The organism is Alistipes sp. AF14-19, from assembly GCF_003461645.1.
GTDB lineage: Bacteria > Bacteroidota > Bacteroidia > Bacteroidales > Rikenellaceae > Alistipes > Alistipes shahii.
In genome coordinates, this window is the sequence record NZ_QTXM01000006.1 from 123,772 (window position 1) to 136,848 (window position 13,077).

General features: G+C 60.1%; 8 protein-coding genes. All 8 read left to right on the forward strand.

The window, feature by feature from the left end; genetic code table 11:
* The first annotated feature begins 290 nt into the window (after nt 1–290).
* The 8 genes from DWW03_RS07300 to DWW03_RS07335 all read left to right on the forward strand — a co-directional run bounded on the left by DWW03_RS07300 (nt 291) and on the right by DWW03_RS07335 (nt 12,985).
* Nucleotides 291–1,847 (forward strand): Rne/Rng family ribonuclease, encoded by a 1,557-nt coding sequence (locus DWW03_RS07300; RefSeq protein ID WP_044054590.1) that lies wholly within the window; start codon nt 291–293, stop codon nt 1,845–1,847.
* 3 nt (nt 1,848–1,850) lie between these two features.
* Nucleotides 1,851–5,189: a transcription-repair coupling factor gene (gene mfd, locus DWW03_RS07305; RefSeq protein WP_022061047.1), complete on the forward strand. Its 3,339-nt coding sequence runs from the start codon at nt 1,851–1,853 to the stop codon at nt 5,187–5,189.
* On the forward strand, nt 5,186–5,926 hold the full coding sequence (locus tag DWW03_RS07310) for a type III pantothenate kinase (protein ID WP_022061048.1): 741 nt from the start codon (nt 5,186–5,188) through the stop codon (nt 5,924–5,926). Before mfd ends, DWW03_RS07310 begins: the two co-directional genes overlap by 4 nt.
* Nucleotides 5,901–7,283 (forward strand): OmpP1/FadL family transporter, encoded by a 1,383-nt coding sequence (locus DWW03_RS07315; RefSeq protein ID WP_229094850.1) that lies wholly within the window; start codon nt 5,901–5,903, stop codon nt 7,281–7,283. Before DWW03_RS07310 ends, DWW03_RS07315 begins: the two co-directional genes overlap by 26 nt.
* Before the next feature lie 52 nt (nt 7,284–7,335).
* Entirely contained in the window at nt 7,336–8,673 is a 1,338-nt protein-coding gene (locus DWW03_RS07320; RefSeq protein ID WP_022061050.1) for a tetratricopeptide repeat protein, read from the forward strand.
* A gap of 36 nt (nt 8,674–8,709) precedes the next feature.
* A complete protein-coding gene (gene lptC, locus DWW03_RS07325) occupies nt 8,710–9,525 on the forward strand; it encodes an LPS export ABC transporter periplasmic protein LptC (protein WP_022061051.1) in 816 nt (271 codons plus the stop codon).
* Nucleotides 9,526–9,530: 5 nt separating this feature from the next.
* On the forward strand, nt 9,531–10,793 hold the full coding sequence (locus tag DWW03_RS07330) for a hemolysin family protein (RefSeq protein ID WP_022061052.1): 1,263 nt from the start codon (nt 9,531–9,533) through the stop codon (nt 10,791–10,793).
* Nucleotides 10,794–10,954: 161 nt separating this feature from the next.
* Nucleotides 10,955–12,985 (forward strand): peptidylprolyl isomerase, encoded by a 2,031-nt coding sequence (locus tag DWW03_RS07335; protein WP_118406570.1) that lies wholly within the window; start codon nt 10,955–10,957, stop codon nt 12,983–12,985.
* Nucleotides 12,986–13,077 lie beyond the last annotated feature (92 nt).

A 13,077-nucleotide genomic window follows, 5' to 3' on the forward strand; every position in this document is an offset into this window, starting at 1 on the left:
CGTAAGAACCGTCACAAGAAAAAGTAGGGTAGCACCTTTGTGCTAACGATAGATAAAGCTAAAGGGGCCAAGGGGTTCTTTTAGCTTTACCTATTTTCGGGTTTCCGATTTTTCGGGCGGTTTTTCCGCCTTTTTCGCGGGTTTTCCGGACGCCGGGCCCCGCGTTCTGCCGGACGTTTCCGGCATCCATTTTTCCCTTTGGAGTTCGCCGCCACTTCACAGCAAAACGCGGCTTCAGTACTAATTTCAGCCATACCGCGCCCGGTTTCCCGGAGCGCGACACACGATAGATGAACAGAGAATTAATCGTAAACGTAACCCCGACCGAGATATCAATCGCCATGTGCGAGGACAAGGTGCTCGTCGAACTGAACAAGGAGCAGTGCCAGACGGGCTTCGCCGTGGGGGACATCTACCTCGGGAAGGTGCGCAAGATCATGCCGGGACTGAACGCGGCATTCGTCAACATCGGACACGAAAAGGACGCCTTTATCCACTACCTCGACCTGGGGCCGCAGTTCCCCTCGCTGCAGAAGCTCGTCGCCTCGCAGCAGCCCGGAAAACGCGGGTTCCGCGTCGAGAGCATGAAACTCGAACCGCCCGTCGAGAAGACCGGGAAGATCGGCGAATACCTCCAGGTGGGGCAGCAGATCATGGTCCAGGTGGCCAAGGAGGCCATTTCGACCAAAGGTCCGCGCCTGACGGCCGACATTTCGCTGGCCGGCCGCAACGTGGTGCTGGTTCCCTTCACCTCGAAGGTTTTCCTTTCGCAGAAAATCCGCTCGGCGGACGAGAAGAAGCGTCTCAAGCGCATTGCCGCGGCGGTGCTGCCGAAGAATTTCGGCGTCATCATCCGCACGGCGGCCATGGAGGCCAAGGACGAGGACATCGAGCACGACATCCAGACCCAGATCGACCGCTGGCGCAAGACCTGCGCGGCGATCAAGAAGAACGCGGCGTCGGCCCCGGCGCAGCTGATGAGCGAGATGAACCGCGCCAACACGATCATCCGCGACTCGCTGAACGGCTCCTTCTCGCAGATCGCCGTCGACGACGAGGCGATGTACAACGAAATCCGCGGCTACATCCGCCAGATCGAACCCGAGAAGGAGAAGATCGTCAAACTCTACAAGGGCAACGTGCCCATTTTCGACAACTTCGACATCTCGAAGCAGATCAAGTCGCTCTTCGCCAAGTACGTGTCGCTCAAACGCGGCGCCTACCTCATCATCGAGCGCACGGAGGCCATGAACGTCATCGACGTCAATTCGGGCAACCGCACCAAGGCCGAGGACAACCAGGAGCAGACCGCCATGGACGTGAACCTCGCCGCGGCGAAGGAGATCGCCCGCCAGCTGCGGCTGCGTGATTTGGGCGGTATCGTCATCATCGACTTCATCGACCTGCACAAGGCGCAGAACAAGCAGGCGTTGTTCGACGAGATGGTGAAGCTGATGGCCACCGACAAGGCCAAGCACACGGTGCTGCCGCTCACGAAATTCGGCCTGATGCAGATCACCCGCCAGCGGGTGCGTCCCGTGGCCGTCGAGAGCGTTTCGGACGTCTGCCCGACGTGCAACGGTTCGGGCAAGATCGAACCTACGGTGCTGCTGGACAAGAAGATCGAGAACCAGATTTCGTTCCTCACGCAGGACCGCGGACACAAATTCATCAAGCTGGTCGTCAGTCCTTACGTGGCGGCGTTCCTCCGAAAGGGCCTTTGGTCGCTGCGCCGCCGCTGGGAGTGGAAGTACAAGGTGCGCCTTGAGATCGCCGAGGACCAGAGCATCGGGATCGTCGAGATCCACTACCATGACAAAAAGGATAACGACCTTATAACCAAATAAGGCATGGCAACCGCCCGCGAGCAGCTGGCGCAGTTCGCCGCCGGGTCGAAAGCCCTCGGCAGACTGTGCCGCGAATATAAAAACAGGAGTGCTACCGTCCACCTCGAAGAGCTGGTCGGCGGCGCTCTTTCGTTTTATGCCGCGGCGGCCGTGGCCGAATCCGGGGGCGTGCATGTCTTTGTCGCCGAGGACCGTGACGCCGCAGCCTACCTTCTGAACGACTTCTACAACCTGCTGGACGAACGGCAGGTTTACTTCTTTCCCTCGTCGTGGAAGCGTTCGGCGGCCTATGGCGCCGAGGATGCGCAGGGCGTGGTGCAGCGCACGGCGACGATGCACGCCGTGCGGAATTTCACGGGGAAGGGCTACCTGGTGGTCTGCACCTGCCCCGAGGCGCTGGCCGAGCGGGTCGCCGACGCCGAAGCCCTGCAACGGGAGACGATCACCGTGAGGGTCGGCGACCGGATTTCGATCGAGGTGCTGGAGCAGGCGCTCGTCGATGCTTCGTTTACGCGCGTGGATTTCGTCTACGAACCCGGCCAGTACTCGGTGCGCGGCGGTATCGTCGACGTCTTCTCCTATTCGGAGAGCAAACCCTACCGACTGGATTTCTTCGGCGACGAGGTCGACTCGATCCGGCGGTTCAACATTTCGAGCCAGCTGTCGTCGGACAGGCTGGAGCGCGTGGAGATCATCCCCGACCTGAACGCCGGGACGCCCGCCGCGGCGAAGGTCTCCTTCGCGCGGTTTGCGGGCGCGGAGGCTTCCTGGTGGTTCTACGACGCCGATTTCGTGTTGCGGAGGGTCAACGACATCCGCCGCAGGACGCTCTCGGACATGGAGCATCCCGATGAGATCGACTCGCTGCTGACGAGCCGCAACTCGCTCGTGGCCGACCTTTCCGGAAGCCGGATTTTCCTGCTGCGCGACAATCTTCCCGAGCGGCCCGCGGCCGCAACGGTGAAGTTCGCGACGTCGCCCCAGCCGAAATTCAATAAAAATTTCGAGATGCTGGCCGACGACATGATCCGGGGTGCGCTGCGGGGTTACGATACCTATATACTTTCGGAGAACAAGGCGCAGGTCGAGCGTCTCGAAAATATTTTCCACCAGATCGGCCGCGGACAGGCCGTCGTGCGGTCGCTGTCGACGACCCTGCACGAGGGGTTCGTGGACAACGACCTGAAACTGTGCCTCTACACCGACCACCAGATTTTCGACCGCTACCAGCGTTACCGCATCAACGGCGAGATCCGGCGCGACGAGCAGATGACCGTCGCCGAGCTGAACCAGCTGCGCCCGGGCGACTACGTGGTGCATATCGACCACGGCGTGGGCCGTTTCGACGGGCTGGTGAAGATCGCCGCGGGCGATGGACGCATGCAGGAGGCGATCAAGCTGGTCTACAAGGACGGCGACGTGCTGTTCGTCAACGTGCACTCGCTCCACCGCATTTCGCGCTACAAGTCGGGCGACGGCGAGCCGCCGAAGGTCTACAAACTGGGCAACGGCGCCTGGCAGAAGCTGAAGAACGCCACCAAGAAAGCCGTCAAGGACATTTCGCGCGAACTGATCGCCCTCTACGCCAAACGCAAGGCCTCGAAGGGCTACGCCTTCTCGCACGACAGCTATTTGCAGCACGAGCTGGAGGCGTCGTTCCGCTGGGAGGACACTCCCGACCAGCAGTCGGCCACGGCGGCCATCAAGAAGGACATGGAGTCGGATCAGCCGATGGACCGGCTGGTGTGCGGCGACGTGGGCTTCGGAAAGACCGAGGTGGCGATCCGCGCGGCGTTCAAGGCCGCTGTCGACGGCAAGCAGGTCGCCGTGCTGGTTCCGACGACGATCCTCGCCTTGCAGCACTACCGCTCGTTCACTGAGCGTCTGCGCGATTTCCCGGTGAGGGTGGAGTACATCAACCGCACCAAATCCACGAAGGAGGTCAGCCAGATCCGCGAGGACCTCGCCTCGGGGAAGATCGACATTCTGATCGGCACGCACAAGATGCTGGGCAAGCAGATCGTGTTCCGCGACCTGGGGCTGCTGATCATCGACGAGGAGCAGAAATTCGGCGTCGCCGCCAAGGAAAAGCTCACCGAGATGAGCGTTTCGGTCGATACGCTGACGCTCACCGCCACACCGATTCCGCGCACGCTGCAATTCTCGCTGATGGGTTCGCGGGACTTGTCCGTCATTTCGACCCCGCCGCCCAACCGCCAGCCGATCCTCACCGAGTCGCACGTATTCTCGGAGGAGATCATCCGCGATGCCGTCGAGGCGGAACTCGCCCGCGGCGGCCAGGTCTATTTCGTCCACAACCGCGTCGAGGACCTGCTGGCCCTCCAGGGGCTGATCACGCGCCTCTGCCCGAAGGCCCGTGTGGCCGTCGGGCACGGCAAGATGCCGGCCGAGCAGCTGGAGAAACTCATCATGGACTTCATCTACGGGGAATTCGACGTGCTGGTGTCGACGACCATCGTCGAGAACGGCATCGACATTCCCAACGCCAATACGATCATCGTCGACAATGCCCAGAACTTCGGTTTGAGCGACCTGCACCAGCTGCGCGGTCGCGTGGGGCGTTCGAACCAGAAGGGCTACTGCTACCTGCTTTCGCCGCCCGACGAACTGCTGTCGTCCGACGCGCGGCGGCGTCTGCGGGCCATCGAGGAGTTTTCCGACCTGGGTTCGGGGTTCAACATCGCCATGCAGGACCTCGACATTCGCGGCGCGGGCAACCTGCTGGGCGCCGAGCAGAGCGGGTTCATCGCCGACATCGGTTTCGAGACCTACCAGAAGATTATGAACGAGGCGGTGGCCGAACTGCGTGCCGAGGGGCTTCATGTCCCGGGCCTGAGCGACGGGGAGCAGGAGGTCGTGGAGCAGATGCGTTTCATCGACGACGCGCACATCGACATCGAGGTCGAGGCCGCGCTGCCCGACGCCTACGTTTCGCAGCAGGCCGAACGCCTGAAACTCTACCGCGAACTCGACTCGACGAAGGACGAGGAGGCTTTGCAGGCCTTCGAGAGCCGTCTTGCGGACCGTTTCGGTCCCCTGCCGCGCGCCGCGAAGGAGCTGTTGAACGTCGTGCGCCTGCGCTGGGAGGCCATTCGTCTGGGCATGGAGCGCGTGAAGGTCAAGAACGGGCTGATGATCGTGCATTTCGTGGGCGAGGAGAACTCGCCTTTCTACAAGAGCGAGGCCTTTATGACCCTGTTGCAGCGGGTTACGCAGCGGCCCGACCGATTTGTGCTCAAACAGCACAATAATCGGTTGGCGATGACCGTTAGGAATGTCAAAGACGTGGAAGACGCATACAAAACGCTGCAGCAGCTTTGAATCTGATCGTAGACATAGGCAACACCCTTGTCAAGTTGGCCGTTTTTGACGGCGGACGGATCGTCGCCCAGCGCTGCGTGGAGCGGCTGCATCCGTCGATGCTCGGCGAGTTGCTGGAGGGCCGCAGGGCCGCGAAGGCCGTCGTCGCTTCGACGCGCGGCGAAGCGGACGACGTGGTCGAAACGGTCAGGCCCTATGCGGATTACCTGCTGGAATTCACCTCGCAGACCCCCGTGCCGGTTGCCAACGCTTACCATACGCCCGAGACGCTGGGCCGCGACCGGCTGGCCGCCGCCGTGGGCGCCACGGTGCTTTACCCGGGGCGCAACGTGCTGATCGTCGATTTCGGCACGGCCGTCACGATCGACCTGGTGACGGCCGACAACACGTTCCGCGGCGGGTGCATTTCGCCGGGGATGAAAACCCGTTTTCGGGCGCTCCACGACTACACGGCCTGCCTGCCGCTGTGCGGTCCGACCGAAAGCGGGGAGTTGCAGGGGCTCACCACCGAAGAGGCCATCCGCCTGGGGGTGATGAACTCGCTGACCTTCGAAATTGAGGGCTATATGGCCCGGATGGAGAAAAAAATCGACGATTTATGCGTAATTTTTACCGGCGGGGACGCGAAATACTTTGCGAAAAGAATTAAAAACACGATATTTGCAAATTGTAATCTGGTCTTTTGCGGATTGGATCGAATTTTAGAGTACAATGCAAGTGAAGAACACCTTGATTAAGCTGGTTGTCGCGGCTGCAGCGATGTTTCCTTTTGCCGTTTCGGCCCAGACAAGCAGTATTAACGCATTCTCGCCCTATACGATGTACGGCATCGGCGAACAGAATACCCCCGGTACGCTGCAGATGCGCTCGATGGGCGGTGCGGGTGTGGCCATGCGTTCGGTGAGTACGGTCAACCTGCTCAACCCCGCGGCTTACAGCGCGGCTCCGCAGAAGACTTTCCTTTTCAACTTCGGGTTGGAGGGGCAGAACTACTACAACGCCCAGACGGTCGGAGGCGTCGGGAAACGGACGGCCTACAACACGTTCAACTTTCACGACATCGCTTTCCAGATGCCGGTGGCGAAGCGGCTGGGACTCGGTTTCAGCCTCACGCCTTACAGTTCGGTGGGTTACAGGACCAAGTATTATCACGAATACGATCCCGAAGACCCCATTTACGCCAACGTCGGCAATATTCAGTACAACTACCAGGGCGAGGGCGACGTGACGGAGGTCAAGGTCGGCCTGGGCTGGGAGCCGTTCAAGAATTTTTCGGTGGGTATCGCCGCACAGTATTACTGGGGCGACATCGACCGTACGTTCGTGATGACCCCGACCGCCATTACGGGCGAGGGAACCTTCACCTCGACGGTGGGGCAGGACAATTACAGCATTTCGAGCATCAAGGGGCAGGTCGGCGTGCAGTGGAACGCGATTCTGAACGCGAAGCGCATCCTGACCTTCGGCGCGACGTACGACTTCGGCGGCGACCTGAACCCGGAGGTGACGAAAAAACTCTATATCGGCGACCTGTACAACACGGTCGTCAAGGGCGATACGACGCACCTGAAGCTGGTGCTGCCCCGGCAGCTGGCCGTGGGGGCCTATTACCAGACCGGCAGGTGGGCCGTCGGCGTGGATTATGTGTTCCAGAACTGGGGCGGTCGCAACTCGGGCTACGAGATGACGGGAACCAGCGGCAGCGGGGAGAACAAGACGGAATACAAGGTGGCCTACACCAATACGAGCACGATCAAGATGGGTGTGGAATACACCCCGAACCGTTACGATGCGCGTCACTTCCTCAAACGCTGGTCCTACCGTGCGGGTTTCCGCTACGGGGCCTACAACCAGACGTTCAACGGGGACAAGCTCGCGCAGTACGCCGTGACGGCGGGCATCGGCATTCCGGTGAGGCGCGGTGCCTTCTCGGCCATCGACATCGGTGTCGAGTACGGTCGCCGCGGTTACAACATCGCCGACCGCCTGGGGCTGGTCCGGCAGCAGTATTTCAAGTTTGCGATCGGCTTCACGCTCTTCGCGGGACAGATGGAGAACGGCGAATATTGGTTCATGCGCTCCAAGTTCGATTGATGTGACAGGCAAGCAAAAATAAAAGATAGAAACACAAAAATTAATCTGACCGATGAAAAACGTTAAATTCCTGCTTTCTGCTGCGTGTGCGCTTTTTGCAGTCGCAGCGATGGCACAGCAAGATTTCAGTGATCCGAAGTACGCGGTCTGGGGTGACACTCCTCAGGAGCGGGAGCAGAACATTCTGAACAGCAACTTCCTCAAGGAGTCGCTCGACAACAAGGATTACAACGCTGCCGCGCATTACCTCAAGGAGCTGCTCGACAAATGTCCGAAGGCTTCGCAGAATACCTTTGTGCGCGGCATCACGCTTTATAAGAACAAGATCGCGCGCGCCAAGAGCATCGCCGAGAAAAACACCTACACCGACTCGCTGATGATCGTTTACGACCTGCGCAACGAGTATTTCGGCGACCATCCCAAGTACGGCACGCCCTATATCCTCGACCGCAAGGCCCGTGAGTATCTGATGTACAAACCCGCCGACCGCAAGGGTATCCGCGAAGCGTTCCGCGCAGCCATCGAGGCCGGCGGCGACAACACCGATCCCGAGACCGTCGTGGCCTATTTCTCGAACCTCTGCGACGATTACAGGAATACCGACGAGGTGATGCCCGACGAGATCATCGCCGAGTACGACCGTCTGACGCCATTCTTCGAGAAGAACCCCGCTGCCGCCGAGTACAAGAGCCAGTTCGACGCTGCGTTCGGATTGAGCGGCGCCGCAAGCTGCGAGAATCTCGAAAGACTCTTCAAGGGCAAGCTGGCCGCCGCTCCCGACGACGAGGCGCTGCTTTCGCAGGCCGTGGCTCTGATGTCGCGCGCTAAGTGCGACGGTGATTTCTACTTCTCGATCGCCGAGAAATACTATCAGGTGAAGCCTTCGTCGGAGACGGCCATGTTCCTGGCCCAGGCTTTCCAGAACAAGAAGGACTATGTAAAGGCGAAGACCTACCTGAACGAGGCGCTGGATGTCGAGAAAGACCCCGCCGAGCGTCAGAAACTGCTCGTGCGCATCGCGCTGGTGGGCCTCGTGTCCAACGACATTCCGGGCGCTGCCGCCGCTGCGCGCCAGGCCCGCGACCTGGATCCCGAGGACGGCGTTCCGTACTTCATCCTGGCGCAGTGCTATGCTTCGTCGGCAGGTTCGTGCGGCGGTTTCGCCGGTCTGGCGACCTATTGGGCCGCTTACGATACGATGGCCAAGGCGGTCGAGCTGCTCCCGGCCGATTCGGAGTACATGGAGCACGCCAAGAGTTCCCTCGGCAAGTTCCGTTCGGTTTTCCCCAGCTCGGAGGAGTGCTTCTTCAACGAGTTGCAGGAGGGTGCGCGCTATACGGTGACCTGCGGAACGGCCGCCGGTATCACCACCACCGTCCGTGCCCGCTAAAAAACACGCTCCCGACAGGCTTCGATGGGAAAACGCATGACAAGAACGATCAGGGTAGCACTCTCCGTGACGGGGAGTGCTATCTTGCTATTCTCGTGTGCGGACAAGGATGCGGGCCGCGCGTCGGCTTCCGAGGAGACGATGATGACCGAATACAGCGAGGACCTTTCGGTCGTGATGTCGCAGAACGGCCGCCGGTCGTACCATTTCGTCACGCCGCTGCTCGAAGGTTATTCGCTGGCCCGCGAACCTTACCGCGAATTCCGCAAGGGCGTGAAGATCACTACCTACCAGAACGATTCGCTGACCACGGTGGACGCCGTGCTGACGGCCAACTACGCCATCTATTACGAGAACCGCGAACTGTGGGAGGCCAAGGGCAACGTCGTCGTCGAGAAATCCGACGGCAAGACCCTCTACACCCAGCAGTTGTTCTGGAATGCGCGGACCAAGAAAATCTATTCGAACGTCGATTCGAAGATCGTGCAGAACAACGGCCGCGATGTCTTCATCGGCGAAGGTTTCGAATCGGACGAGGAGTTCAAGGACTGGCGTTTTCGCCGCATGAAGGGCCGTATGGAGGTCGAGATGAAGCAGAGCGCCGACTCTGCGGCCACGGATTCCACGTCCGTGCGCCCGGTTCCGAAACCCTCCGACAGCCGGCCCTCCGACAGTCGGTCCGCCGTCCGGACGTCCGAATCCGGGAGGGCCGCTCCGGCCCGGGAGATTCCCGCCGGACCGGCTGAAAGGCAGGTCGGAAGACCCGAGGCGGAAGTTGAGCGCCGGCCGCTGAAAATGCTGGACGGCTCCCGGGAGGAGCAGGTTTCCGTCGAACCCAAACTCAAAAACTGAAAGCGATGCTCACCACCGTCGTCCTGATTGTCGTAATGCTGTTGCTGTCGGCTTTTTTCTCGGGGATGGAGATTGCCTTTACGAGCAAGAACCGTCTCAAGCTGGAGATCGACCGCAAGCAGAACCGCATGTTCGACCAGATTGCCGAGGTTTTCGCCCGCCATCCGGGGCAGTATATCACCACGATCCTCGTGGGCAACAACATCGCACTGGTCGTCTATTCGCTGGCGATGTCGCTGCTTCTGCGCAGCATCTATGCCTCGCTGGGGTGGGAGCAGCTCGCCCGGAGCGGCTCGGTCGCCGTGGACACCGCCGTTTCGACGGTCATCATCATCTTCTTCGCCGAGTTTCTCCCCAAGTCGATTTTCAGGAACAATCCCAATTTCTATTACCGCGCGCTGGCGCCGGTGATCTATTTTTTCTACATCGTACTCTATCCGGTGGCGCGTTTCACGACGCTGCTTTCCCACGGCATTCTGCACCTTCTGGGCCGCCGCGTCGAGGAGCGGAACATCACTCCGAGTTTCGACCGCGAGGACCTTGCGGCGCTGCTCGACACGAACAGCCCGGAGCAGCATTCGGAACCGGACAACGAGCTGAAACTCTTCCAGAACGCGCTGGATTTCGCCGACCTGCGCGTCAGGGACTGCATGGTTCCGCGTGTGGACGTCGAGGCCGTGGACATCGACGACACCTCGATCGAACAGCTCACGGCGCGTTTCGTCGACTCGAAATATTCGCGTATCTTCGTCTGGCGCAAGTCGATCGACAACATCGTGGGCTACGTCAATTCGAAAAGCCTTTTCACGCGGCCCCGGCAGATCGCCGACGTGATGATGGAGGTCAATTTCGTGCCCGAGACCATGCCTTTGCAGCTGATGCTGGAGAATTTTATCAAGCACCGTTCGAACATCGCCGTTGTGATCGACGAATTCGGCGGCACGGCGGGCGTCATTTCGCTCGAAGACGTGCTGGAGCAGATTTTCGGCGAGATCGAGGACGAGCACGACATTCCGGACCTCACCGAAAAGCAGGTCGGCCCCGACGAGTATGTTCTCTCGTGCCGCCTGGAGGTGAAATACCTGAATGAAAAATACAACCTCGGCATCGAGGAGAGCAAGGAATACGACACGCTGGCCGGTTTCATCATCTTCAATTACGAGGGTATTCCCACCGCCGGGGAGACGGTTTTCATCGGCGGCCTGCAATTGCGGATTCTCCGTACGACGCGTTCGCGCATCGAACTGGCGCGGGTGAAGAAATTGTAGCGTGGGCCGGATTCCGCCGCCTTTCCGGTAAATTCCCGTCCCGGCGGGGATTAGGGGGGGCGAAGCGTGCGTATATTTTTACTTTTATTCTGTTCTTTTTACAATTAATTTTACTACCTTTGGCTGATAATTCGAAACAATACGAATAATTAACAATTTATATGGCAAGTTTAAACACTTTACGAACCAAGTTCGGCATCGTGCTTTCGATCATCATCGCACTGGCCCTCTTGGCATTCATCCTCTCTCTGAAGACTGAAATGGGCTTCTCGGGCAACGACCCGCGTGTCGGTGTGATCGACGGCGAGAAGATCAACTATTCGGAGTACTACGACCAGTACGAGACGATCAAGTCGCAGAACAACATGCCGGAGAGCGACGAGCAGCAGTCGGCCATGCTGGCCAATGCCGCCTGGCAGGCGCTGATCGCCAAGCACGTGCTGACGCCCGGTTTCGACCGGATGGGACTTCGCGTCACCGAGCCGGAGCGTCTGGCGATGGTCAGCGGACAGCATCCTTCGCAGGCTTTCTACAATGCTTTCGCCGATCCCCGCACGGGCGAGTACAGCGTGGCTGCCATCAGCCAGTTCCTCGCGCAGGCCGAGACCAACCCCGAGGCGGCCAATGCCTGGGCGCAGCTCAACGAGCAGGCCCGTCTGGAGCGCGAGGTGCAGAAGTACTTCGGACTGGTGAAGGGCGGCGTTTACGTCAATTCGCTGGAGGTCGCCCGCGGTGTCGAGGCCGCCAACAAGTCTTTCTCGGGCAAGTGGGCCGGCAAGAAGTTCTCGGCCGTTCCCGATTCGCTCGTCAAGGTGTCGTCGGGTGATGTGAAGGCTTACTACAACAGCCATAAGAACCAGTTCAAGCAGACCCCGTCGCGTACGATTTCGTATGTCGTATTCGAGGTCTCCCCCACGGACGACGACCTGCTGGCGCTTGAGAAGAGCGTGACGGAGGTGGGCCGGGAGTTCGCCGCCGCCGAGGAGGTGAAGACCTTCGTCCGCGCCAACCGCAACGGCAAGATCGCCGACAGCTACGTTTCCGCCGCACAGCTCTCCGACGAGGAGGCCAAGGCGCTGATGGCGGGCGAGATGTACGGTCCCGTGCTGAAGAACAACGAGTGGACGATGTCCCGCGCGCTCGATTCGAAGATGGTTCCCGACTCGGTGGGCGTACGTCATATCGTGCTGCCCTATGCGCAGGAGGCGCTTGCCGACAGCCTGCTGACGGTGCTGAAGAAGGGGGGCGATTTCGCGCAGACCGCTGCCCGTTATTCGGTTTACGACGCTACGGCCGCCAACGGCGGTGAAGTGGGAGTGCTGCCTTTCTCGGCCTTCACGGGCGAGTTCGCCGCCGCTTTGGCCAATGCCAGACAGGGCGACATCGTGAAGATCGCTTCGGGCGACGCCATCCAGCTGATGCAGGTATACCGTGCCGACAAACCTTCGAAACACGTGCAGGTGGCTACGATCACCTATCCCGTGGAGGCTTCGGCCGCCACGCGCCGCGACGTGCACAACCAGGCCGGTTCGTTCATGGTCAACGCCAAGGGTTCGGCCGCCGCATTCGCAGATGCCGCTTCGACGGCTGCCGTGACGCCCCGCGTGGCTGCGATTGCCCAGGGCGACCGTACGATCCGCGGCCTTGAGGATTCGCGCGAGGTGGCCCGCTGGGCCTACGGAGCGAAGGAGGGCGACCTTTCGGCGATCTTCAATGTAGGCAAGGACTACGTGATTGCCACGCTGACCGAGATCGACGACAATGAGTACGCACCGCTGAATAAGGTTTCGGCCCAGATCCGTTCGCAGCTTCTTCGCGACAAAAAATACGATTATATCGTCAAGAGCCTTTCGGGTTCGACCCTCGCCGAACAGGCTGCAAGTCTCGGCTCGGAGGTGGAGGACTTCTCCGATGTGACTTTCGGTTCGTTCTACGTGAACGGCGTGGGCATGGAGCCTCGTCTGGTGGGCGCCATCGCATCGGCCGAGAAGGGTGCCCTGTCGGCTCCCGTGAAGGGACTTTCGGGCGTCTATGTCTTCGAGGTCGGGGATGTCAAGACCGACGACAAGCAGACCGCCGAAGGCGAGAAAGTTCGCGCCCAGGCCATGGCCGAGGGCATGGCCCAGCAGTTCGCCATCCCGGCTATCCAGCAGATGGCCAAGATTCAGGACCTGCGCGGCAAGTACTTCTAAACGATTGATTTTACGGTGCATCTTTGCACTTGCTCCTGCAGGGCGCGAATGGGACGTACTTCGGTACACCCATCCGCGCTCTGCTTCGTTTA

What these genes read in the sequence shown, in the direction of transcription:
- DWW03_RS07300 (WP_044054590.1), top strand. Translation starts at nt 291, where the DNA reads ATGAACAGAGAATTAATCGTAAACGTAACCCCGACCGAGATATCAATC.
- mfd (WP_022061047.1), top strand. Translation starts at nt 1,851, where the DNA reads ATGGCAACCGCCCGCGAGCAGCTGGCGCAGTTCGCCGCCGGGTCGAAA.
- DWW03_RS07315 (WP_229094850.1), top strand. Translation starts at nt 5,901, where the DNA reads ATGCAAGTGAAGAACACCTTGATTAAGCTGGTTGTCGCGGCTGCAGCG.
- DWW03_RS07320 (WP_022061050.1), top strand. Translation starts at nt 7,336, where the DNA reads ATGAAAAACGTTAAATTCCTGCTTTCTGCTGCGTGTGCGCTTTTTGCA.
- lptC (WP_022061051.1), top strand. Translation starts at nt 8,710, where the DNA reads ATGACAAGAACGATCAGGGTAGCACTCTCCGTGACGGGGAGTGCTATC.
- DWW03_RS07330 (WP_022061052.1), top strand. Translation starts at nt 9,531, where the DNA reads ATGCTCACCACCGTCGTCCTGATTGTCGTAATGCTGTTGCTGTCGGCT.
- DWW03_RS07335 (WP_118406570.1), top strand. Translation starts at nt 10,955, where the DNA reads ATGGCAAGTTTAAACACTTTACGAACCAAGTTCGGCATCGTGCTTTCG.